This is a genomic window from Aurantivibrio infirmus (genome assembly GCF_054767315.1).
Genome location: NZ_BAAFSK010000002.1, coordinates 141,234 through 164,656, shown reverse-complemented (window position 1 = coordinate 164,656; position 23,423 = coordinate 141,234). Strand labels below are relative to the sequence as shown.

Genomic DNA, 23,423 nt, shown 5'->3' with positions numbered 1-23,423 from the left:
CACCCCTGTATAAGCGCCCTGACATAATTGATCACATTTGATCTCTCTTATTGCCACCTAAAATCGCGGCTTCGACGCGTTCTCTATTCATACTTTGCTTAGTTTTAAACACTTATTTTAGAAACTTCCCCGGTGTAAAAGATCCGGTGCAAAAAAGGAAAGTACGATGATAATTAATTCGCGTTCAGCAAAAACTCACATACAGGCTCATTGGAAAGATTATCTACTCAACCTAAGCTTCGTGATTTTACTCATGACAGGACACACACTTAGTTATGCCGCGGATGCTGAAGACAACAATGATGGAATCGGCAGCGGTGAATTTAGGTTACATAGTGCCAATGGCAGCGTTGATATCGCTTTGCTAAAAAATACCGATATTAAAATTACCGCTAACGGTTTATTGGCGAGAGTTATCGTCAAACAACAATTCCACAACAGCAGCACCGAATGGGTTGAAGGCGAATATGTTTTTCCTTTGCCTGAAAACAGTGCGGTAGATTATATGGCGATGATCATCGGCGAGCGGCGTATCATTGGTGAAATTAAAGAAAAGAAAGAGGCGAAAAAAATATATGAAGAAGCAAAAAAATCGGGAAAGAAAGCCAGCCTGGTGGTGCAACAACGCACCAACCTATTCACCAATCGGGTTGCAAATATTGCACCGGGAGAAACGATTGAAATTGAACTACATTATTTTGAAACATTGCAATACGATCAAGGCCAACTAAGTCTGCGCATTCCAACGACAATAACACCGCGCTATATCCCTGGCACCGCCTTTCAGCATTATCAAAGCAACAACAATGAACCAGTACCTGCACTCTCGGTCAACGCGAGCAGCGGATGGGCTCGACCGACAGATCAAGTTCCAGATGCACACCTTATTACACCGTTTATGACAGCGATTAAGTACGCCTCACCTCTCACCTTAAATGCAACAATCAATGCGGGAATGGCTTTAGACACGATAGAAAGCGTTTATCACCCTGCGACCATAGAGCAAACACAAAATACTTATTCTATAAACCTCGATAGCACTGCGAAACTAACCAAAGACGTTGTATTACGTTGGGTTCCCGCTACCGGTCAGGCGCCAGTAGCGGCACTGTTTAATGAAAAAATCAACGATGACAACTATTTATTGTTAATGGTTGTGCCGCCCCAAGAATTACAAAGTGCTGCCGTTCTACCACGGGAAACAGTTTTTATTATCGACACATCAGGATCCATGAGCGGGCAAGCCATCGTGCAGGCGAAGAATGCTTTACGTTCTGCTCTAACTCGCTTAAAACCACAAGATCGTTTTAACATTATCGAATTTAATAGCGTTACCAATCCACTTTGGCAGCAAGCTGTACCCGCCGATCAAAACAACATTGAAACTGCTTCGCGATGGATTAGCCAGCTTGTAGCAAACGGCGGCACAGAAATGTCCGGTGCATTAAATTTTGCTTTAGCCGACGACGCTCCTAATGCTTATGTCAGACAAGTGATATTTATAACCGACGGGAGCGTTGGCAACGAGAACGCTCTCTTCGAATTAATAGAAAAGAAACGAGGAAAAACCAGAATCTTTACCGTTGGGATTGGCTCGGCACCAAATAGTTTTTTTATGTCGAAAGCAGCGGAGGCCGGACGCGGAAGTTTTACCTATATCGGTTCTCAGTCAGAGATTTCTCAGTCGATGGCCACCCTGTTCCACAAGCTACAAAACCCGGTTATGACAGATATACAAATAGATTTTGGCCAATTAGAAACTGAGAATTCGTTGATCGAAGTTTTTCCAAAACAAGCACCCGATCTTTATGCAGGCGAACCCATTATTGTCGCGGCAAAAATTTCAGGCGAACTACCTTCTTACGTTAGCGTGAGCGGCAGGAAAAGCGGCGACGCTAATGGCGACGGAAAACATTATCAACAACAATTGGATTTGCTTCAAAACGCAAATGCCTATGATATTAGTAAACTTTGGGCAAGAAAAAAACTACACCAACTCTATGATGATGAACGCAATCTCGGATTTTCTTCCGGATCACCAGAGGGTAAGGAAAATATAAAACAGAGCATCATTCAGCTCGCCCTTGACCATAGCTTAATGTCGAAATACACCAGCTTTGTCGCTGTTGAAGAGAAAATATCTCGCCCGAGTGATGCGCTGCTAGCGAAGCGTATCGCACCTAACGCAATGCCCGAAGGTAATACCATGTCCGTTCCAGTCCCCCAGGGTGCACTAGGACTTAAATCGCTATGGCAAATCGCTTTACTGGCTTTGCTCGGATTAATGTTTCTCTATCATCAGCAAATGTTTCGCTTTTTGTCGACAAGAGTGAAACAGGTATGAATAAGTTACGTTTAGTATTAGCGGCGATATTGGTTTCAATTACCTGTGTCGCCAGCTCAAAGGCGATTTATATGAGCGGTAAAGCATGGCTCGCGCAAGTATTGTTGGTCAGTGCCTGGCATGAAAATATGAATACACGTGAAGCGAACAAACCTTGGCCCTGGGCGGATATTTATCCGATTGCTTTGCTCCAAGTACCTAGGCTTAAAATACAACAAGTTATTCTTAATGATCACAGTGGAGAAGCGATGGCGTTTGGCCCTGGAATGGTTTCGACCGAAGGCGCAGTCGTACTCGCCGGACACCGAGATAGTCATTTTGAATATTTGCAGGAATTAAAAACTAAGGACGAATTAACACTAACAACCAGGGATGGTATCGAATCGCATTATCGCGTAGTCGATAAGCAAATAATTAACACGAAAATAACCAAAGAAATAAATCCTCGTGACGACATGCTAGTGCTGACGACCTGTTACCCTTTCAATGCGAGCCAAGCCGGTGGACCGTTACGCTACCTCGTCATTGCTGAAAAAATTGAAAACATCAGTAATCAAATTATCCTTCACCAGGCGTCTAACAAGAAAGAATCAACAGCCTTAGTGTTTTAGTTATAAAAATAAAAAAGGTAGTGAAGCCACTACCTTTTTAAAATCAAATTGCCTTTTCAATCAAAGCCATAACGATCTCTACGGCAATGAGTATTATAATAATCCACTCCAAAAATGACGAGTGTTTGTGGTTTTGTTCACTCGCCAACATATCTAACAACTCGTGGATAGTCTCTAATTTTTTAGATAACAAATTAACCCGTGGTATAACGTCTAGATAACGCGACACTAATAAATAGAGCGCTTCAAGTTCCGGGTAATCCCAAAAAAATTCAGGAGTATCCAATAAGTTAAAATTTAATACGATATCACTTTTAGTACTGAATAGAATTCCCCGCTGTCTTGCCAATGATTTTCGGTTTAGCGGTGCCTTACCATTTTTAGCCAAAGCTCTGGGTACATAGGCATTCTCTTCGATAACTTGCTGGGCCTTTTCTTCAAACACCGCAAGCTTAATTGATTGCGCGAAAGCATGGGAAACCGCGAGCCGATCCAATGCTGAATCGCCAGCCAATGAAACGAGATCTTGATGTATCCGATGTTCTGGCGCGCCGATGATAAATCGATAGCGTTCATATTCCGCCTTTTCCAGCGGGTCTTCGACGAGTTCCTGCAAACTTTTGATCAAAGAAATTTTCTTCTCTTCGACGACGCCCCAAAGAATAAGCACACCATAGTCAAAAACCCAGGCTTCTCCTTCGTTAAATTGAACTTGAACTACGTCGCGATGACGCTCACTACCCTCTTCCGCCAACAATAATTTTGTCAATTGCGGCTGTTTAAACGACCTGCCGAGTACAAGTGTTTCAATTCGATCATGATTGAATTTCATATAGGGATTATGTTTACCTCTCTTTTGATTAAAAAACAAAACTATGTGCTATTTGCTAAATCTACTGCTATTCTCTAGCGGTTTTTAGCGTACCCAGCTATCGAGTTTAGTTATAGATTATGAATACCAAAAATCAAAAAAATTTAAAAGCTGCGAAAACTGAACTTACCATTCGTTTTGCCACTGACGAAGATTTCGCTCAGCTTACTAAATTAGAAATCCAAAGCTTTCGTAGCGATCGTATTAGTCGCCGCCGTATTAAGCATTGGATAAGTGCTAAAAACGGAATTTTCCTCGTTGCCATAGACGGTGCTACGCTTGCCGGCTACGTTCTGGTGCTTTTACATCGAGGTACAAAGCTTGCGCGCCTTTACTCCATTGCCGTTGCCAGCAGCCACCAAGGCCAAGGGCTTGGCACGCAGCTACTAAAAGAGGCGGAACGATTAACCGCAAAACGCGGTCGTTTGTTCATGCGCTTAGAAGTAGCCAAGCACAATCATTCGGCCATTAAAATCTATGAATCACTGTCTTACAAAACCTTCGGTACTTATACCGATTATTACGAAGATCATGATGATGCGTTACGAATGCAAAAACGTATTCGTCATATCGCTAGCGATAAAATCCATCGTTCCGTTCCTTGGTACCAACAAACAACCGAATTCACTTGCGGCCCCGCCTCTGCAATTATGGCAATGGCTGCGCTAGATAAAAACATTGCACCTAGTCAAGAGTTGGAACTTGATATATGGCGAGAAGCGACGACGATCTTTATGACGTCTGGGCACGGTGGTTGTCACCCAATCGGTCTTGCTATTGCCGCAAAAAATCGTAACTTTAATGCAGCCGTTTATATCAACCAAACTCAAGCGCCATTTTTGGAAAGTGTACGTTCGCTTGAGAAAAAGAAAATTATGACAGTCGTTCATAACCAGTTTGTAACAACAGCAAAAGACAAATCGATACCCATTTACCACAGCGAGATATCACAAGACGATATAGAAACCTGGCTCTCTCAGGACGCTTTGGTGCTGATGCTTATTAGCACCTATAGAATGGATTCTAAAAAGGCGCCACATTGGGTAACCATCGCCGCAATGGATGAACTGTGTTTTTATGTTCACGATCCCGATCCTACCGAAGGCGAGCAAAGCCCTATGGACTGCCAGTACTTACCTATTGCACGTGATGACTTTGATAAGATGTCGCAGTTTGGCCGCGAAAAATTAAGGACAGCCGTTGTGATTTACAAATAAGTCGTTATTTAAAAGTAATTCGCAAACTATTTTTTAGGGCCAAAATCTACCTACCGCGATTTTCGAGCCGCCTCGCAAACTCACTCATTATTTGCATGTATAATTCCTCGCCCAAAAACGCATCTTCAACGTCATGCTCTAAGCTAGGGTTGTCGTTCACCTCGATGACATAAACTTTATTACCTTGTTGCTTGATATCAATCCCATAAATTCCATCACCAATAATTCTTGCGGCTTTTAATGCGGCATTTAGCACCACCTTTGGCACTTCATAAGTTGGCAACGTTTCAGAACCACCACTGCCGATTCGATCCCCGCCGTGATCGTAGATTTGCCAATGGTCTTTGGCCATGTAATAACGGCAGGCATACAAGGGGCGGTTATTGATAACGCCAATTCGCCAATCGTACTCTGTAAACAAAAATTCCTGCGCAATGATCAACGCCGACTTCGACAAAAGCTCTTTCAGCATAGTCACCAACTGATCTTTATTTTCGGCCTTCATAACACCAACAGAAAATGAGCCGTTAGGAATTTTTAATACGATGGGATAGGAGAAGTAATCTTCTAAGGCCGCGATATCAGCTTGTGAATCTCCAGAAACAATTTTGGTTCGCGGCGTTGGTACGCCGCTATAAGTAAAAGCATCTTGTAAGAACACTTTATTACAACAGCGCAAAATCGAAGTCGGATCATCCATGACCACCAAACCTTCAATCTCTGCTTTACGCGCAAAATGATAAGTATGGTGATCAATACCTGTGGTTTCGCGAATAAACAAGGCATCGAATTCACCGAGGCGCGAATAATCTGAGGGCCCAATAAATTCGACATTAAATCCAACTTTTGACGCCGCTTTCTCCATTCGGCTTAGGGCTTTACTATCACTCGGCGGCAGCGTTTCATTTTTGTTAACAAGGATCGCCAAATCCCAACGGCTCGTCTTGCGCTTGCGCGGATTTAACCAAGCACCCTGGGTGTATTTTTCCAGTGACTCAAGAAAAAGCGTAGCCTCATTCTCATCAAGTCCCTCATATTGTCCTGGGTTAATCGATTTGATCTGCCACGATTGCTGCGATATCAGTTCAACTTCCAAAATCGGGCACGGGAAACGTTCAAATAATTTTCTCGCCAAAACCTTCAGTTCCGGCACTTTCGTCCGACCAAAAAAAACTTTGAATTTTTTCTCCGCTTCAAGCTCGGGAGCCCGGCCTTGCTCGTTCAATTTCGCCAACAATTCTCCAACCTGCAAGAGATACAACTGCTGGCTCGCAAGATCGGTGAGCGTGTTTACGGGCGGCAAAACCTTATGATCTCTCGCTTCTGCCAGTAAGGAACAATAGTAACCCTTACTCAAATAACGGCCCATATCGCATAAATTTATAATGCGTGTTTTTCGTTGGCCTTTAAGCGGATGCTCTTTCAGGTAGGTATCAAAACTAATAACGGAACCCGTGGGAAAGCTCGTCGGAAGACTTTTTGGGTCATCGATAACAAGGTAAAGAGCAGACATAAGCCTTAACTACCTCAAACAAGAAACGTGATTAAAGAACTGAGAACCGAGTTTTGATCTGGAAATCTGGGCGGCGAATATAGGGACAATATTCTCGCGATGCAATCTTTTTAATGAAGCAGAAGAAAGTTTTTTTGTCGAATCGCTTCGTAAAAACTAGGCATAAAAAAACCGGGCTAAAAGCCCGGTAGCAAAAAGGGGGAACTGCTTCAATAGTGGCAGCGTGACGCCACCACTGCTTACAACTAAATATTAGAAGCGGTAATCAAAGGCCACTGTCCATAATCTTGGATCCTGAGGACGTCCAGTGTATCGAGTGCTAGCAACACCGGTAACAGGCGCAACCGGGCCAGCGCTTTGAGAAAAGCTTTTCGAATCATAGCTATCGTCTTCAGTCACGTTTTTAACTGCAGCTGTTATGCCATAGCTTCCATTCGTTGATTCCCAGTTCGCAATTAAATCGACACGAGTATAAGCATCCAAAGTGGTAAATTCTCGATTGAAAATATCATCATACCGTTCGTCAACATACGAGGTCGTCGCTCCAAATACGAAGGCTCCAAAATCGGTATCCAAATAATAATTTCCGTTCAATGATAATTTATGCTCTGGTGTCTGATCATTCTCGTTACCATTAATATTGACCAAGGTATTTGTATACGAGTCGGTAACGATTACATCCTCAGTGAACTCTGTATGGTTATATGAGTACGCCGCCTTTAGTTTAAGATTATCGGTCGCCAACCAATCGATCTCAACTTCTAGTCCGTACATTTCCATATCGGTATTCACTACTTCTGACAAGTTAATTCCACTCACTGGATCTCGCCGTGAAAATAATTGCTGCAAGGAATCATACTGATAAGCGAAGAATACAGTGTTCATATTTAGAGTATCGCTGAAAGTTCCTTTCCAACCCAACTCCAACATTAAAATTTCTTCGGGATCAAATTCCGCAAAATCTTCATTTGGATCAAAAGGAATTGCCGCATCCGTTAGAGCTCGCTGAGTGGTTATATTTTGCAGTGCGCCAAGTCGGAATCCACCAGTCTTGTAGCCTGTTGCAATTTTTGCCCAATAAAGATGGTCATCACTTGGTGTGTAATCCAAGGTAATGTGACCAGAAACGTTATCCCAAGTCTGCTTATGAGTATCGTCAATACTATCGATACCATGCGTAGGGCCGGCAAGCGTCGAAAAGTCAATCGCGACACCTGGCACGCCATAGATTGCGCCACTACCATAAGTCACCTGAACTTCTGAACTCTCCATTTCATCTTCGGAATAACGCAAACCAACTGTAAGCCCAAAATCTCCACCTAGATAGAAACCAAGCTCGCCGTAAGCAGCCCAAGAGTTAGACTCAAGATAACCATTTTGGTGATACAAAATTAAATCTGGGTTCGCACCAGGAACAAAGAAAGATTGGCCAGCGCACGATGGAAACAATGGATTACATGCGACATTTGCTAATGCCGTATTAGTTAAAGATTTAATAGTAAAGGGCTGTTCATTTTCATCTTCAAAATGATAAAGACCTGCTATCCAAGTCATTCCACCTTCGTCATTCGACACAACTTGAATTTCATGAGTCGTTTGATCTTGGTATTGGCCAATATCTAAAACAGTTCTGTTAGTAGGGTTTGGTGTTCCATCATTATCGACGCCCACTTGGTCATAGGTATATCGGTTTCTATTTCCGATATATTTTATTTGTGCAAACGGCGCGTCCCAGGTGAGAAAAACTGTCGTGTTATGGGCATCATTTAGTTCAATATGACCGGGATCATTCACGGTGACATCATATTGATCACCACCTTGCACTGAAGGGTTAGGAGTCACAGCGGGATTTAAGCCAAACTGGGCCGACGATTCTAAAGAAGAACGCGTAAAGTTTGTATTATCCCAAGGCGACATGCCAGGCTCGGCATCAATCAAGACACTGCGCCCAGGAATATAATCGTAACGTAGCTCTCCATACTTCACTGCGAAGTTTAGAGTATCCGTAATATCCCAAGAAATTTGACCCTCATAGTATTCACGATCATCAGTGTCAACGTCCGCGCCTGCGTTATTATCTTGATAACCATCATGCTGGAGATCGCTGCCATATAATTTAAATCGCAAACCATCAACAATAGAACCTGACACAAGCATGTCGAACTCCCGGGTATCGTAACTCCCAACCCTCACGGAAGTCTCCAAAGTAAACTCTTCCGTCGGTTGTCGAGAAATAATATTAACCGCACCACCTGTTGTGTTACGACCGTAGAGAGTTCCCTGTGGGCCACGTAAAATTTCCACACGCTCAGTGTTCATTGGTCGTGCGCCCAATGATGTTGCTTCCGCCGTATACGCGTAGTCACTGTAAATGCCTACGCCAGGATTAATTCCGAGTGAATTTGAGAATCGTCCTACACCACGAATAGAAATTCGGTTAGGGTCTTTTCGATAAGACAAGGATGGCACTAACGCTTGATAATCTGCAGGATCACTAATATTCAACTCTTTCATTGAATCACTAGTGTATGCCGTAACTGAAGCAGCTGTATCAGACAGAGTTGCCTCGCGTTTTTCAGCAGTAATTACAATTTCTTCGAGCGTCGCACCGCCAACTTGTGTTTGCGCAACAGCACCATTCGCCGCAGCAAATAAAATGCATGCGGATGATACAACCATATGTTGCTTATTTTTCATGAAACCTCCCGTAAGTAAGGCAATGCCTTAACGCTGTTTTTATATTGTTGAAAAACATTTATTTTTATTCGTGAATAAAAACCACCTCTGAGATCGATGAATACCTGACCGAACCTCGGAAGCCCCTGACTATATGGGAAGCGAAATTGCTAAGCAATAGTCTAAGGGCATGATTTTCATTCTATTTGAGTGAAATAATTACTACTAATTTTGAAGAATAAACCAAAAAAATAAACTCAGTTAAAATAGTTTTTTTACTAAAAATTTCGTCAACTAAAAATTCGGTTTATCCTGCAATATTAAACCTGCGACTATATAATTCGAAATAACCGACATACTCGTCATAACTTTATAGCGCTAAAGAGGGCATATATGAACAAACTTTATTTTGATTTATCAGGCAAAGTGATACTTATCAGCGGAGGCAACGGGGGAATTGGACTCGGCTTCGCAAAAGCACTTGCCCAAAGTGGTGCCAGTGTTTGTGTTTGGGGCCGCAACGAAGAAAAAAACCAACTCGCTGCAAAAGTACTTGGTGAGTTTTCCGTCAAAACAAAAACTATGGTTTGCGACGTCGCTGACGAATCACAGGTCGCCAAATGTTTTGAAGAAACCTTAAATGAATTTGGGCGCGTAGATACTTGTATCGCCAATGCCGGCATTGGCTCGAAAAGAAATCGTTTTCACGAAATCCCAAGTGAAGATTGGAAGCGCGTAAATGACGTTAACGTAAATGGTTTGTTCTACACACTCAAAGCCGCTGCGGGACACATGGTGGAACGCGCAAAAAATGGTGATCCAGGTGGACGATTAGTAGGTGTTGCATCAATCGCGGCACTGTGCGGAATGGCGCAAGCGGAACATTATTCTTCAACGAAAGGCGCGGTCATTTCAATCATGCAAGGTTTAGCGGTTGAATACGCGCGCTTTGGCATCACTGCAAATAGTATTTTGCCGGGGCATATTCATACCGACATGACTGACAGAAATTACCAAAATGAAAAGTTTGTCGATGCAATTATGCCGAGAATTCCAATGCGACGCTGGGGAACGCCTGATGACTTTGGTGGTATAGCGGTTTACCTAGCGAGCGATGCTAGCGCTTACCATACCGGTGATAAATTTGTTATCGACGGCGGATTTATGATGTTCTAAATACTAGCTGTTACACTAGATGAGAATTAGTTTTTAAAACTAAGATATTTTCTGCCACAAACATTTATTACCTTGCTTGTGGCAGAAAATAAATTTCAGACATATTTTTATTACTTAAAAACTATAACTTACCCCTGCATAATAATATGCACCGTTAAAACCAAAAGGGGCTGAACGTCGATTAAATTCAAACACACCTGCTGACTGGACGATTTGATTCATACTTGAATCGACTATTGTTCCCGCACGTGACTGGCCTACTCGGTTTCTATCAGGGGTGACATCAAAAATATTGTTCCCACCAATATTTGCGCTAAATTTGTCATTAAAATAATACACAAAACGAAGATCTGTCAGAATTTTATCGCTAAATGTTTGACTTTGCCCGCCATCCAAAACTGTGTATTCACCAAATCGGTTGAAGGCTAGAAATACTGAATAATTGTCGAGACTGTAATCTGCTGAAATGTTGATTCTATCTTTAGGTTGCCAATCTTCGATAATGGATCGCGCTTGCGCACCATATATATTATCTGGCGAAACGCCTTGCAAGCCACCTGGAGAAAACACATCTTCGATCTTAGTGTTGGTAAAATTCGCCGCGAAAGTTAAGCGGAGATTCCCATCACCCAAACCAGTGTTATAAGTAGAAATAAGATCAACACCGGACGTTTCTGTATCGATAGCGTTCAAGAAAAACTGTGCGCCCGTTACTTGATTCGCCACTAAGGCGTTGTCTAAAACCGTACTACCTAAACCAGCGGTTAATTGCTCGCTAATCACAATTCGATCTTCAATGTTGATATTGTAATAATCGATTGTTAAATTCCAGCCATCCAACAACTGAAATACCGCCCCCAAACTAAAATTGACGGACTCTTCTTCTTTTAAATCTGGGATGCCGATTGCGTTTGCCAATACACTATCATTTCTAAAAGTACCCACTTCGACGGGCATGCCCATACCGTTAAATTGTGTACTTACATTATTAAAATAAAGTTGCTGCATAGATGGTGCCCGAAAACCTGTACTAGCACCGGCTCTTAATGTGACAAAATCGGAAACGAATATTCGTCCAGCTAATTTAAAATTAAATGTATCGCCAAAATCACTGTAATCATCGTAACGAACCGCCGCACTCAGTAAAACGCTCTCAGTGATTTCATTTTCCGCATCAAAATAAAGTGAGTAAACATCACGATCTTCATCAACTTCATTCCCGGGTTGAAAACCAGGGAAAACTTGAATACCCGCATTACCACCGCCAATTCCGTCAAAGTCGCCATAAGAAACAAATTCTCCGGCGTCGATACTGTAATCATCAATTCGATATTCAAAACCCCAAGCGAAGCTGCGATTACCCAACAAGGTAGACATGTCGACATTAAAAGTCGTCAAGGTCAAACCTAATTCACCGGCATCGGCCGAACGAGGGGTCTGGCTTCGAATTTGCGCTGCGGGAGTTAAATTGTTAACCGCAAGTTGAACTTGGGAAGCATTAATAGAATTGCTAATCATAAATTCAAAATCATTCCGGCCATGAGTAAGGGATACATCTAGATTTAGATTATTTCCCAGCTCGGTGCGAAAACCTCCGCCGAAAGATATATCGTCAATTTGGGTACCGATTAAAGGTAAAAAGCCGTCGGGATAAAACGCCTCACCATCATCAAGCACCGGATTGTTTGCGCCTTGATTAGCACGTCGATAAAAACCCGCGGATTCACTCTCGCGATCGGAATAGGTTAGAAAGCCGTAGAGCTCACCTTGACCTATTTCTAACTCTGCATTGAGGGCCACTGCTATTTGTTCGGAATCAGAATCACCAATTCGAAAATTTTGTCGATCGAAAGCGCGCTCACGCGCTTCAGTCGCTACCGAGGCAATTTGAACTCCACCAACCGTCGTACAGGTATATTGACACTGACCCGTCAAACCAGCGCGATTAGTATTTTCTCTGTCGCGGTATTCGAAACTCGCTGATAGAAATCCGTTTTGGCCCAACTCAAAACTATTACTTGCGTTTAAGGTAAACGTGTCGCCATCGCCTTCAGAGTACCCGCCATAAGAAGCATTCAGCGCTCCCAGATTAGTATCATCTTTCAAAACAATATTTATTACGCCAGCGATCGCATCAGAACCATATTGCGCCGCGGCACCATCGCGTAGCACCTCAATTCTTTTTATTGCAGCGGCAGGAATCGCGTTCATATCAACACCGGCGGAGCCTCGCCCAACGGATGTGTTCACATGAATTAGTGCGCCGGTATGGCGGCGTTTGCCATTCACTAATACGAGGGTTTGATCCGGACCTAAACCGCGCAATGTCGCCGGACGCAATGCGTCAGTACCATCGCTGATTGTTGAACTGGAAAAATTAAATGAAGGTGCAAGATTTTGTAACATCCGACCCACTTCGGTTTGACCGGTACTCACCATATCCTCAGCGCTTAAAGAATCAACAGGAACTGCAAGATCGGTTGATACTCGGCCCTTTTTTCGTGTGCCAAGAGTTACAATTTCTTCAATAGTTTGTGCTCGCGGTTCAACTTGCGCATAAACAAGAGGCGCAGAACTAACAAACAATAAGGGAACCGATGCAAAATATTTCACGAAGTTTGACAAAGATTTTTGTGGAGTTACAGAATGCAGTGTATTCATAGTTTTCTCGCAGTAGTCTTTGAAGTTAAGAAACGAATATTTTTTTAATTGATCGATACAAAGAACAAGACAGCTGAAATTAAAAACATCTTATATTTTTTATTGTGTTTACTAAGTACTAATAAGCCTTTATACAGACAAGTTATTTTTCACACAACGAATTGACGCGCCACTTCTTCTCACAACCATAATTTTTGTAAAGTTTTTGACGATATTTTATAAAAACCACTTCTGAATTTTATTGTATTGTCAACATCACATATTCAAGACGAGTTCGAGATGCTATCCATCAAATAAAAATAAGGATATTGAGAATCACGAAGCCGCTGTGCTATCTTTACGCGCCAATTTAAATTCACACCGGTTATTATCAATTCCACTGATAGACCTAACAGTGCTATCACTAGCACTGGACCAACATAGAACAACTGTTAAGGAAACATAGATGAAACTTCAAGATTCTGTAGCCATTATCACGGGCTCCTCATCGGGTATCGGTGCCGCAACTGCCATAGCGCTTGCAGAACAAGGCTGCCATGTAGTTATTACTTACAGCCGCAATTCAGAGGGTGCAGATAAGGTTGCAGATCAATGTCAGCAATACGGTGTAAAAACCTTAGTAGTAAAAGCGAACGTTGCTGAAGACAGCGACTGTTGTGCTCTTGTGGAGGCGACCCTCGCAAAGTTTGGGCGGCTAAACATCTTAATTAACAATGCGGGAACCACAAAATTTTGTGATCACGATAACTTGCAAGGTTTAGATAAACAGGATTTTCTTGATATTTATTCTGTTAACACCGTGGGTGCTTTTCAAATGATACGAGCCGCAGAAAAAGCACTCCGTAAGGAAGACATTGCACATGTGATTAACATGGCTTCGATCGCGGCAATTACGGGTATTGGCAGTTCTGTTGCCTACGCGGCATCAAAGGGGGCAATGGTTACGATGACGATGTCTCTAGCCCGCGCACTTGGTCCACAAATTCGAATTAATGCCATATGTCCCGGCTTTGTCCAAGGTGAATGGTTACAAGAGGGACTCGGCAAAGAAGCTTACGACAAATTATTGGGAGGGATGAAAAAAATCGCCCCCTTAAATGACACCGCTACACCAGAACGCATTGCGGAAACGGCGCTCGGCATTATTAGCGGAATGGATTGGAGCACTGGAGAAACAATAATTGTCGACGGCGGCACTCACTTACACACCGCCCCGCTGCGCCGATAAGAAAAAGCGACAACAAAATATTCAGATAACTTGCTTTCAAGTAATAAGTGCGCGTCACAAAACTATTTAATCATTTCTTCGGCGAGCAATTCGTAACTACGTTTTCTCGCCTCAGTATCATGAGTAATAGTTACCAGCATAAATTCATCAACGCCGAACTGGTCCGCCAAAGACAATAATTTTTCTTTCACTTGCTTAGCCGTACCCACTGCGCGCTTACTTCGATTCGATTTTATTAATTCCAACTCAGATTTTGCGTAGGGATACTCACAGGCTTCCTCAACCGATGGAAATGGCCCTGGATTTCCACTCAGTAGACGAATAAACCACAAGTCTCTACTGCTTGATAACAAAAGGGCTTCTTCTTCAGTTTCGGCGCACAAGGCAAAAATACTTAAACAGGTGTGGGGTTTTTTGCTAACCAAGCTGGGCTTAAATCGTTTTCGATACAAATCAAAAATATCGGGGTCGATATTCGGGTTAATAAAATAAGCAAAGTTATAGGGAAGACCAGCCAATGCCGCAAAAAGCGCGCTATCTTCACTAGAACCCAGCATCCACAATTCAGGAGGCACCTCTACTTTAGGGTAAGCGCGTGCGCGTTCCATCCCCTTGGTTGGGGGGTCAACGTCATATAGGAGCGCAGATAAGTCAGCGACCATATTGGGAAAGTGCTGCGGCCCAACTGTTGATCCATAACGTAATGCAGAAGCAGTAAAGGGGTCTGTTCCCGGCGCTCGGCCAACACCCAAATCCAATCTATTCGGATAGAGTGTCTGCAAGAGCTTGAAATTTTCGGCGACTTTATAGGGGCTATAGTGTGGCAACATGACGCCGCCGGACCCAATTCTTATCTGAGAAGTTTCCGCACCCAAACGTGCAAGCAACACTTCAGGCGAGCAGCCCGCTAAAGCATCTGAAGCATGATGCTCGGCAACCCAATATCGGTGATAGCCTAATTTTTCGCAAAACTTTACTAGGTCGATCGTTTCATCTAGAGCTTGTTTTGCTGTGCCGCCACTTTTTACTGGAGATTGATCGAGCACGGATATTTTTAAGCTAGACATACATTTAACGACCGATTGAGTAAAAATGGAATTGGTGAACGGCGATATTATGCATCAAGTTGACTGGCGATTGCATGAGAATTAAAAAAGCTCTAAGGTCAGCGCTGAATACTATAAACTGCCAAGCTCCAACTTTTTCAGATTTCTAAGTGCTTAAACTGGATAACTTGAACAAATCTAACACCTTGCTGACTCGGAACATAACTCACACGTGAAGTCTTCTAAACTTAATCTCAATCGCCTATTCGATTTTGCAAAATATATCGAACGAGATAGTGATTCTTCATTAGTAGATTTACAGCATCGCGATCGCGAAATAGGAATAACAGCACAACAACACTCAAAGAAAAACATGCTGCTGTACTGGCTAACTAAAATGGAGGCCAAAGCAAATGACAGTTCAGCTCAAAGCATAGAACTAACGATTAGTTTTTGGATGAGTATTCTTGGCAGCCTCTTCGGCGTGATTACAATGGCTGGCTTGCTCATAGTTGAAGATCAACGTCCAGTTAACGTCTTAATGTTTTTAACCCTATACATTGGCAGTCAAGCATTGTTGATCTGTATCACGTTATTAATCGCGCTCACACCACGCTCTTATACCAGGCTAAATTTCTTTCCCTTTGAAAATTTAAATCCCGCGCGTATTTTTTTTCGGCGGTCTATTCGGCGCTTATCTAAAGATGTTCGCTGGGAATATTTTACCGAAGTGAGCCGCTTAGCCTTACTACGATGGGGACAAGTGTTTGGCATGGCCTTTAACTTTGGCGGGATTATCGCTTTCATAGTCATATTACTTTTTACTGATCGTAGTTTTGGATGGAGCTCAACACTGAACTTGAGCGATGACGCTCTCTATAAATTCACCAACGTACTCTCCTTACCCTGGCAATTTTTTTTGCCAGACATCCTGATCTCATCAGATATCATTTCCAACACACGCTACCAATCTTTACAGACTGAATTTTCGGTCGACCAACTAGCCCTAATGCGACAGTGGTGGCCATTTCTTTTTGCTTGCATTATTTTTTATGGATTTCTACCCAGACTAATATTGTTTATTGTGTTTCAATTTAAATACAACCGAAGCCTCACCAATACATTTCTACACTACCCTGGCGCACGATTAATTTTCGACAGGATGAACACATCTGTTATAAAAACAAAAAATGATAGCTCGTCTGACACTACGTCAAAGATGTCAAAATCACAGGCAAGTACATATCTTGCTAATTCGGATAAAACAATTGTTATTAATTGGGCAGAAGCTATCGATAAGAATGACGCAAGTGAATTCCTTAGTACCCTAGGCATCAATAGCAGCAAAGTATTTACCGCTGGAATTAGCCTGGTTCAGAATAAAAAAGCACAAGAAGATATAAACAACAGTTACAAAAAACTAAAAAATATTATTGTCGCCGTCAAAGCTTGGGAGCCACCCCTGCAGGAATTGCGAGATTTCTTAGACGGACTCAATGCTTCAATACGTTGCGAGATCTTACTTGTGCCCCTCAAAGGGAAAAAAATTGGCCTCAGCGAACAAAGGGACTGGTATGATTTTTTTATTGGTGATGATCGAATAAAAATAGTTTTGGGTGGCGATATGGAAGATATCGATTCCAACGGACCAATAAGCGAGTCGAAATAACGAATATGAACATCCCACGCTTTGCCGTCGTCGGACACCCTAATAAGGGAAAATCTAGCATCGTTGCAACATTGGCGCACGATGACGGCGTTATTATCGAGCAGCGTTCAGGCTCGACAAAAAAAGCCCAAACGTTTCCAATGATCGTAGATGGCAAAACTCTCTATGAACTCATCGATACTCCAGGTTTTCAACGCGCACACGCTTGCTATGACTATCTTATCAATCATTGTAACGATGCATCACAGCGTGCAGCAGCCGTAAGAAAATTCGTCGAAGATAACCATAAAGGCGAGACCTTTACCAATGAGTGCGAGCTGCTAAAGCCCATTATTGACGGCGCAGGAATTATTTACGTTGTCGATGGCTCTAGACCCTACGGCGCGGAGTATGAAGCAGAGATGGAAATTCTTCGCTGGACCGGACAACCTAGTCTTGCTCTTATTAATCCAATAGAAGGTGATGAATATATTGCTGAATGGGAAAACGCCTTAGAACAATACTTTAAAACCGTACGTGTGTTTAATGCTCACAATGCAGAATTCTATAAACAAATTAATTTGTTAAAAATATTCGGTGAGCTAAGCGAATCATGGCAAAAACCTTTGCAACAAGCGGTAAAAGTACTGGAAGCGCAACGCCTAAGCAGTCACAAAAATGCAGCGGACACCTTGGCGAGCGCGATTGTGGACATACTCTTGCATTATGAGCGCCAAAATTTAGCACTCGGCTTACCCACTTCGCCCGTTGAAACTTTACTCGAAAAAAAATACCAAAATTACATCCGGAAAATTGAATCAACCAGTAGAAAAAAAATCGAAGAAATCTACGCTTACTTCAAGATAGAGAGGACTGAAAATGAACTTACTTTCGAGTCCACCGACTTACTTGATCAAGAAAGCTGGTATTTATTTGGCCTAAATAAAAAACAACTGCTCACTCTCGCTGCGGGCGCTGGAGCTTCTGCTGGGGCCGTTATCGATCTCGGGCTTGGTGGCAGCTCTTTGCTTCTCGGATCCACTATTGGCGGCATCACCGGCGGACTTAGCGCCTGGAAGCTTTCTCACCGCATCGCGAAATTCACCTTTAAAGGTCTTCCTACCGGCGGGCAAACATTACAGTATGGCCCCGCTAAACACCCCAATTTACCTTTCGTATTGCTAGGACGGGCATTAAACCACCACCGTTTTATTTGCAAACGAACCCATGCGAGCCAAACCAAGATGATCCTACTTGAGGACACTACAGACAACCCTCTAACATCATTCTCTCTTAGCGAGAAAACAAAGTTAATGAAGCTGTTTCAAATGATAAGCAAGCAAAAAAACCTCCTTAGCTGTCGAGAGGAATTAGCAACTATTATTTTGAGCAGCTTAATTAAAGTTGACCTAGCAAGGGAAGAATAAAACAGTAGAAACCAATCGAGCAATTAAGCATTGCGAAACTTGTATTGAACAAGAACGTTGGTATAGTTTATTCAGTCCGAATAAGACCTAATCTAATCTTTTAACATCCCTAAACACTAATTTGGAGATCACTTATGTCAATCGATGGAAACTGGGCAGTTTCAATGAGCACTCCCATGGGCGAACAAAATGCGACTGTTACTTTTAAGGCAGATGGCACAAATCTTTCAGGCAAAGTTGAATCAGCTTTGGCTAGTCAGGAATTTTCAGACGGCACGACAGATGGCAACACGGCAGAGTTTTCAATTGATATCACCAAACCCATGCCAGTAACTTTAAAATTTAACGTTGCTGCCGATGGTGACACACTCTCTGGTGAAGTTAGTCTTGGCATGTTCGGCTCTGCACCAGTGACCGGTCAACGAATCTAAGCTTAACATCAAAACTTCTACTCATTCCATGAAACACACGCGAACCATTTCTACGTTTTTTGGAACCAAGATAAGTCTAGGTAAGCAAAGGCCATCAAATGTATAAATTCGATGGCCTTCTATTTTTTGATGTTACTCAATCATGCTTAGAATTTTTAAACCGTAATTTAGAATTTCTTTCTCTCAAAATTTTTTATGATAATCGGCCTACTCGAAGCAGAAACCCTTCCGCCAAAAATTATTAAAGAATATGGCAGCTACGGAGAAATGTTTGTTACATTTTTAAATAAAACCCCAAACGACTTCTCTTTTCGATTTTACGCCGTGGATCAACAGCACCTCCCGCTTACAATCAATGAGTGTGACGCATACATTGTTACAGGCAGCCGCTACAATGCTTTCGACGATACCCCCTGGATAAATGATCTAAAAGATTTTATTCGCGAACTTTATAAAGCACAAAAAAAATGCTTTGGCGTTTGTTTTGGTCACCAAATCATTGCCGAAGCTCTTGGCGGAGAAGTAGAGCGTAATAGTAAAGGATGGGGAGTTGGAGCCAAGTTATTTGAAACGGTTCATCAACCCAGCTGGGCAGCACAAATATCTGACTGCTTTACAATTTTAGTTAGTCATCAGGATCAAGTGACCCGATTACCCTCTCGCGCCACCTTATTCGCAACATCTGAATATTGTACGATCGGCGCTTATTTTATCGATGATTTTATCTTTTGCTTGCAAGGCCATCCGGAATTCAACAGCCAATACTTGTCTTACCTCCTTACTAAGCGAAGATCAATCTTAGGTGCAAGCGTTTCAGACAATGCCTTGAATTCTTTGCTTATTTCAATTGATGAAACATATTTGCAAGCACTTGTGCTTGGATTTTTTACGAAATGATCAAGTTCAGAAAAATAATATTTATAATCTTTCTTTACTTGTAAAAAAACTAAAATCTTTGATTTAAAAGTTGACCCCGCAGTATCAATAAGATTAGTATATTTTATAGTTGTCCATTCAACCTTTTTTGATAAAGAATAATATAAGAAAATAGCATTACTTATCATAATGCAAAGTGAATACAAGCGATTTAAAGCAATAATAAATATGCCGTCGCTGCAACCCACACATAAACATACTAGTTGGTTTTTCTAAGTTGACACTGCATAAGTTTGCTCACGTGAGAAAACTTTTCCGTTCGCCAAACAACACCGATGTCAAGCTTTCTAAAATATATGTGGGTGATAAACAACTTTTAGCTGCGAACTTTAAGCATTACCACCCAACGCTAGTAACCAGCAATTTTGAAGTTGATGCCTCCATTCGCAATGACCGCATTTTAGGCAAAATAGATAAATGAAAGATTGATAATCGGCTCTAGCGTGTAGCTAGAGTTGCTCAGCAAGATTGGGTGGAATGCAAACCAATATTGGCTGCGCTCTAATTCGAGAAATTACGCTCAAAAGTATTAAACAAAAACAGGCCATGAAGGCCTCGTAATTCGTATTTACGATTTTTACAAACCAACTTTACAATCTAACTATATAAATAAAAATAAGTTGTTCAGGAGAGTATGTTTATGAAAAAGCACGGTCTATACCTTGGTCTAGCAACCTGCATGGTGGCGGTCCCCTATACAGTATCAGCTCAGGAGGAAGTCTTGGAGGAGCTAGTCGTAACCGGCTCCTACATAAAGCGTGAAAAATTTGATTCGCCTTCACCAATGGAGTCGTTTACTACTGACGACATAAAATTGACCGGCACACCTTCCCTGGGCCAGTTTGTACGCGACCTAACTTACACACAAAATACCGACGTTGTCGCCAACGTTCTGTCTGTTCAAGATGGACAACAAGACTCCAACTCAGCGAGATTTAACCTTCGCGGGCTTGGTACTGACAGTACTCTAACTTTATTTGACGGTCACCGTATGCTCGATACGGGAAACATCGGCGCGGTGGTACCTGATATTGCAACCCAAAGAATTGAGGTAGTACTCGATGGTGGTTCTGCGATTTACGGTACCGACGCGGTTGCTGGCGTTGTTAACTTAATTCCAATCAAAGAGTTCGACGGCTTCAAAGTTAGAACCTATTACAACCAGGATGAAGACGGCGATCTAAGAGAACCAAAAATCGAATTCATGCTGGGCAAGACCTTTGAAAACGGCATAAAAGCCGTTGGCGCCATTGATTACGCGAAAAAGTCTCCGCTGTTATTAGTTGACCGCCCTGAATATTTAGCTGCATATGACGATGATTTCACCACTGGGTCACCAGGAACTTGGAGAGGAACTAGTGGACTAGCGGCATTCGGTACCTATTTAGACCCTGATTGTGGTCAATTCCCGGGGCAAAATACTGATGACTCTACAGATAACGCGTTTCCAAGTGGCTACCCTGGAGCTTCCGCTTTCGGAAATCGCTGTATTGGAGAATTCGGCCAATTCCAAGATTTAGCACGAGAATCAAAAGATTTTAATGCTTACATGAACATTTCTTACGAGATCAATGACTCTATCGAAGTGGAATTCCAAGCCAACTTTAACAGACGCGAATCAATTTTAACTGGCTCTCCTTCAGTCGGGAACACAACAAGTAATGGTTTATTGGTTGTTCCTGCTAGTCATCCCGCGAATTTTCAGCCATTCGCAATTACGCCAAGAGCGTGGAGCCCGTTCCAGCAAGTTGGTCAATTGCCTTCTTTCTTATTTAGCGGCAAATCTAAAACTCCTTACGAGTATGAAACTGATCGCTATAAATTAGCTTCTTATTACGCCTTTGGCGATACGAGCTGGCAGGGTGAGACTGCCTTTAGCTTTCAACGTTATAATCGGGTTGTGGATTCCCATCAAATTTCTCAATCTAGGCTTCAGTCGGCATTATACGGCTTAGGTGGCGCCAACTGTGGTTTTGATAATACCGTGTTAATTGGTCAAGACCCCGCAACTGATCAGATCACTCTAGGTGCCGCTGTTCCTGGTGCAGGTTGTGAGTATTTCAACCCCTTTGGTACAGCTGATGTTCGTACAACAGGAACCTTCATGGGCAACAGTCAAGCTTTAGTTGATTGGCTAGTCGTGCCTGAAAGTTATGAAGACACGAGAAATTATTTGAAATATTTCCAATCCCACGTTACTGGGGAGTTATTTGATCTACCAGCTGGCCCCATACAAATGGCCTTTGGTGTGCAAGTTCGCGAAGACATTGAGCGTGATTATCAAAGCCAGCTAGAGTTAATTCGTGACGATTACAATGAACCCGATGAAGTTTTTAACACAAGCGACAGGTCTGAAGTTCGTGGAGCCTTCGTTGAAATCGACATCCCAGTTTTCGATTCCTTCACAACTGTTATCGCTGCTCGCTATGAAGACTTCGTTGATTTCGATCTAACAACTACAACTCCGAAAATCTCTTTTCGCTGGGAACCCATCGAGAATCTAGCGTTAAGAGCATCTTTTGGCGATAGCTTCGTAGCCCCAACGGCCACGCAAATCTCTGTTCAAAACAACCAAGGCTGTTCGCCTATTAATTTCGGCTTGGACCCCTTCTTGCCCGCATTTGGTCAAGGTGCACTCGCTGGAGCTGATAGTTGTCCGATTGGTAACCCTGATTTGGAGCCGCAAACCTCATACATTCGAAACTTTGGCATCTCCTGGCGCAACGATGCGTATTTCACCGTCGATCTCGATTACCAAACTATCGACTACGACGATCGCATCATTACGCTTTCAAGAACCGACGTACTTGATGAAGATTTTGCAGCATTCCAAGCATCTGGTTTAGCAACATTAGCTGACTGGGTCGCATCAGGAATGATGAACCCTCGTATTCAGCGTGGTGGTGCATTCAATCAAGTTACTGAAATATCTACCTACCCAGACAACGCTTCAGCCATTGAAGTTAATGTTATTGATTTTAAAATGCGTAATGGTGTCGACACGGATTTTGGTTACATAGGCCTAACGTTCAATGCTACTAGTTACAAGAAATACGATTACACAGGTTTCGATCAATCAACAATCAGTGCTGTATCAAACCGAAATGCTGACACCAATTTAGCTCCTCCAATCACCAGGTTGAAAATCAATACTGGCTTAAGCTGGAGAGGTGAAAAGAATAGTGCAGGTATCACACTGAACTACCTTGATTCCATTAAGTTCGATGGTACGGCCGACACTGGGGTACCAGGCATAGGCGGCGCTCCATCTGGCAATCCAAAAGCGCCCAACGCGCCTAAAAAGATAGCTTCACATACTGTTATCGACGTTCGATTTGGTACCGAATTCGATCAAGCCTTAGGCGGCAATTGGGATGTATCCGCTGGTATTCGAAACTTATTCGACAGCCAACCGGATGCCTTACCTGTATTCGGTGGTTTAGAAACACGCCTACATACTCCTTTTGGCCGGCAGTTCTATATAGACCTTACCTATTCACCAGATTTTAATTAACAGAAGTTTAAGTTAAAAAAAGGCCGCATTTGCGGCCTTTTTTTATTCCATTTAGGTTTTCAATTTTATTTAAAGATAGTCAAAGCTACGACCCTTACGTAAACTGCTGATCCTTTTATTGCAG

Annotated in this window: 15 protein-coding genes; 10 read left to right on the top strand and 5 right to left on the bottom strand. The window is 42.6% G+C overall.

Annotated elements, in window-relative coordinates:
* Positions 1 to 166 precede the first annotated feature (166 nt).
* Complete coding sequence (locus tag ACYUCY_RS04435; RefSeq protein WP_460225255.1) at positions 167 to 2,344, top strand: marine proteobacterial sortase target protein; 2,178 nt, start codon at positions 167 to 169, stop codon at positions 2,342 to 2,344.
* A complete protein-coding gene (locus ACYUCY_RS04430) occupies positions 2,341 to 2,955 on the top strand; it encodes a class GN sortase (protein ID WP_460225254.1) in 615 nt (204 codons plus the stop codon). Before ACYUCY_RS04435 ends, ACYUCY_RS04430 begins: the two co-directional genes overlap by 4 nt.
* 43 nt (positions 2,956 to 2,998) lie before the next feature.
* On the opposite strand, the gene ACYUCY_RS04425 is transcribed toward ACYUCY_RS04430, so the two are convergent.
* On the bottom strand, positions 2,999 to 3,787 hold the full coding sequence (locus ACYUCY_RS04425) for an RMD1 family protein (protein ID WP_460225253.1): 789 nt from the start codon (positions 3,785 to 3,787) through the stop codon (positions 2,999 to 3,001).
* Between the two features lie 119 nt (positions 3,788 to 3,906).
* Between ACYUCY_RS04425 and ACYUCY_RS04420 the strand changes: the two genes are divergently transcribed.
* Positions 3,907 to 5,043, top strand: a complete 1,137-nt coding sequence (locus ACYUCY_RS04420; RefSeq protein ID WP_460225252.1) for a GNAT family N-acetyltransferase/peptidase C39 family protein — start codon at positions 3,907 to 3,909, stop codon at positions 5,041 to 5,043.
* Positions 5,044 to 5,089: 46 nt separating this feature from the next.
* Here ACYUCY_RS04420 and ACYUCY_RS04415 read toward each other — a convergent pair whose 3' ends face one another.
* Both ACYUCY_RS04415 and ACYUCY_RS04410 read right to left on the bottom strand, forming a co-directional pair.
* Positions 5,090 to 6,556, bottom strand: coding sequence for a RimK family protein (locus ACYUCY_RS04415; RefSeq protein ID WP_460225251.1), 1,467 nt, complete (start codon positions 6,554 to 6,556; stop codon positions 5,090 to 5,092).
* A gap of 252 nt (positions 6,557 to 6,808) precedes the next feature.
* Positions 6,809 to 9,253 carry a TonB-dependent receptor gene (locus ACYUCY_RS04410; protein ID WP_460225250.1) on the bottom strand — a complete coding sequence of 815 codons (2,445 nt, stop codon included), beginning with the start codon at positions 9,251 to 9,253 and terminating at the stop codon, positions 6,809 to 6,811.
* Between the two features lie 372 nt (positions 9,254 to 9,625).
* On the opposite strand from ACYUCY_RS04410, the gene ACYUCY_RS04405 reads away from it, so the two are divergent.
* The gene (locus ACYUCY_RS04405) at positions 9,626 to 10,408 is read left to right on the top strand and encodes an SDR family NAD(P)-dependent oxidoreductase (protein WP_460225249.1); all 783 of its coding nucleotides are present in this window, start codon (positions 9,626 to 9,628) and stop codon (positions 10,406 to 10,408) included.
* Between the two features lie 114 nt (positions 10,409 to 10,522).
* Here ACYUCY_RS04405 and ACYUCY_RS04400 read toward each other — a convergent pair whose 3' ends face one another.
* Positions 10,523 to 13,069, bottom strand: a complete 2,547-nt coding sequence (locus ACYUCY_RS04400; protein WP_460225248.1) for a TonB-dependent receptor plug domain-containing protein — start codon at positions 13,067 to 13,069, stop codon at positions 10,523 to 10,525.
* 445 nt (positions 13,070 to 13,514) lie between these two features.
* Here ACYUCY_RS04400 and ACYUCY_RS04395 point away from each other — a divergent pair, with 445 nt between their 5' ends.
* The gene (locus ACYUCY_RS04395; RefSeq protein ID WP_460225247.1) at positions 13,515 to 14,297 is read left to right on the top strand and encodes an SDR family NAD(P)-dependent oxidoreductase; all 783 of its coding nucleotides are present in this window, start codon (positions 13,515 to 13,517) and stop codon (positions 14,295 to 14,297) included.
* Positions 14,298 to 14,359: 62 nt separating this feature from the next.
* On the opposite strand, the gene ACYUCY_RS04390 is transcribed toward ACYUCY_RS04395, so the two are convergent.
* On the bottom strand, positions 14,360 to 15,364 hold the full coding sequence (locus tag ACYUCY_RS04390) for an LLM class flavin-dependent oxidoreductase (RefSeq protein ID WP_460225246.1): 1,005 nt from the start codon (positions 15,362 to 15,364) through the stop codon (positions 14,360 to 14,362).
* Positions 15,365 to 15,575: 211 nt separating this feature from the next.
* On the opposite strand from ACYUCY_RS04390, the gene ACYUCY_RS04385 reads away from it, so the two are divergent.
* The 5 genes from ACYUCY_RS04385 (at position 15,576) to ACYUCY_RS04365 (ending at position 23,299) form a co-directional block, all read left to right on the top strand.
* Entirely contained in the window at positions 15,576 to 17,012 is a 1,437-nt protein-coding gene (locus ACYUCY_RS04385; protein ID WP_460225245.1) for a DUF2868 domain-containing protein, read from the top strand.
* A gap of 5 nt (positions 17,013 to 17,017) precedes the next feature.
* Complete coding sequence (locus tag ACYUCY_RS04380; RefSeq protein WP_460225244.1) at positions 17,018 to 18,418, top strand: DUF3482 domain-containing protein; 1,401 nt, start codon at positions 17,018 to 17,020, stop codon at positions 18,416 to 18,418.
* A gap of 134 nt (positions 18,419 to 18,552) precedes the next feature.
* On the top strand, positions 18,553 to 18,849 hold the full coding sequence (locus ACYUCY_RS04375) for a hypothetical protein (protein ID WP_460225243.1): 297 nt from the start codon (positions 18,553 to 18,555) through the stop codon (positions 18,847 to 18,849).
* 195 nt (positions 18,850 to 19,044) lie between these two features.
* The gene (locus ACYUCY_RS04370; protein WP_460225242.1) at positions 19,045 to 19,746 is read left to right on the top strand and encodes a glutamine amidotransferase-related protein; all 702 of its coding nucleotides are present in this window, start codon (positions 19,045 to 19,047) and stop codon (positions 19,744 to 19,746) included.
* Between the two features lie 679 nt (positions 19,747 to 20,425).
* Positions 20,426 to 23,299, top strand: coding sequence for a TonB-dependent receptor domain-containing protein (locus ACYUCY_RS04365; protein WP_460225241.1), 2,874 nt, complete (start codon positions 20,426 to 20,428; stop codon positions 23,297 to 23,299).
* Positions 23,300 to 23,423: the final 124 nt, after the last annotated feature.

Coding starts and splice junctions, on each gene's coding strand:
- ACYUCY_RS04370 (WP_460225242.1), top strand. CDS start 19,045: ATGATAATCGGCCTACTCGAAGCAGAAACCCTTCCGCCAAAAATTATT.
- ACYUCY_RS04390 (WP_460225246.1), bottom strand. CDS start 15,364: ATGTCTAGCTTAAAAATATCCGTGCTCGATCAATCTCCAGTAAAAAGT.
- ACYUCY_RS04400 (WP_460225248.1), bottom strand. CDS start 13,069: ATGAATACACTGCATTCTGTAACTCCACAAAAATCTTTGTCAAACTTC.
- ACYUCY_RS04425 (WP_460225253.1), bottom strand. CDS start 3,787: ATGAAATTCAATCATGATCGAATTGAAACACTTGTACTCGGCAGGTCG.
- ACYUCY_RS04380 (WP_460225244.1), top strand. CDS start 17,018: ATGAACATCCCACGCTTTGCCGTCGTCGGACACCCTAATAAGGGAAAA.
- ACYUCY_RS04365 (WP_460225241.1), top strand. CDS start 20,426: ATGAAAAAGCACGGTCTATACCTTGGTCTAGCAACCTGCATGGTGGCG.
- ACYUCY_RS04410 (WP_460225250.1), bottom strand. CDS start 9,253: ATGAAAAATAAGCAACATATGGTTGTATCATCCGCATGCATTTTATTT.
- ACYUCY_RS04430 (WP_460225254.1), top strand. CDS start 2,341: ATGAATAAGTTACGTTTAGTATTAGCGGCGATATTGGTTTCAATTACC.
- ACYUCY_RS04375 (WP_460225243.1), top strand. CDS start 18,553: ATGTCAATCGATGGAAACTGGGCAGTTTCAATGAGCACTCCCATGGGC.
- ACYUCY_RS04405 (WP_460225249.1), top strand. CDS start 9,626: ATGAACAAACTTTATTTTGATTTATCAGGCAAAGTGATACTTATCAGC.
- ACYUCY_RS04420 (WP_460225252.1), top strand. CDS start 3,907: ATGAATACCAAAAATCAAAAAAATTTAAAAGCTGCGAAAACTGAACTT.
- ACYUCY_RS04435 (WP_460225255.1), top strand. CDS start 167: ATGATAATTAATTCGCGTTCAGCAAAAACTCACATACAGGCTCATTGG.
- ACYUCY_RS04415 (WP_460225251.1), bottom strand. CDS start 6,556: ATGTCTGCTCTTTACCTTGTTATCGATGACCCAAAAAGTCTTCCGACG.
- ACYUCY_RS04395 (WP_460225247.1), top strand. CDS start 13,515: ATGAAACTTCAAGATTCTGTAGCCATTATCACGGGCTCCTCATCGGGT.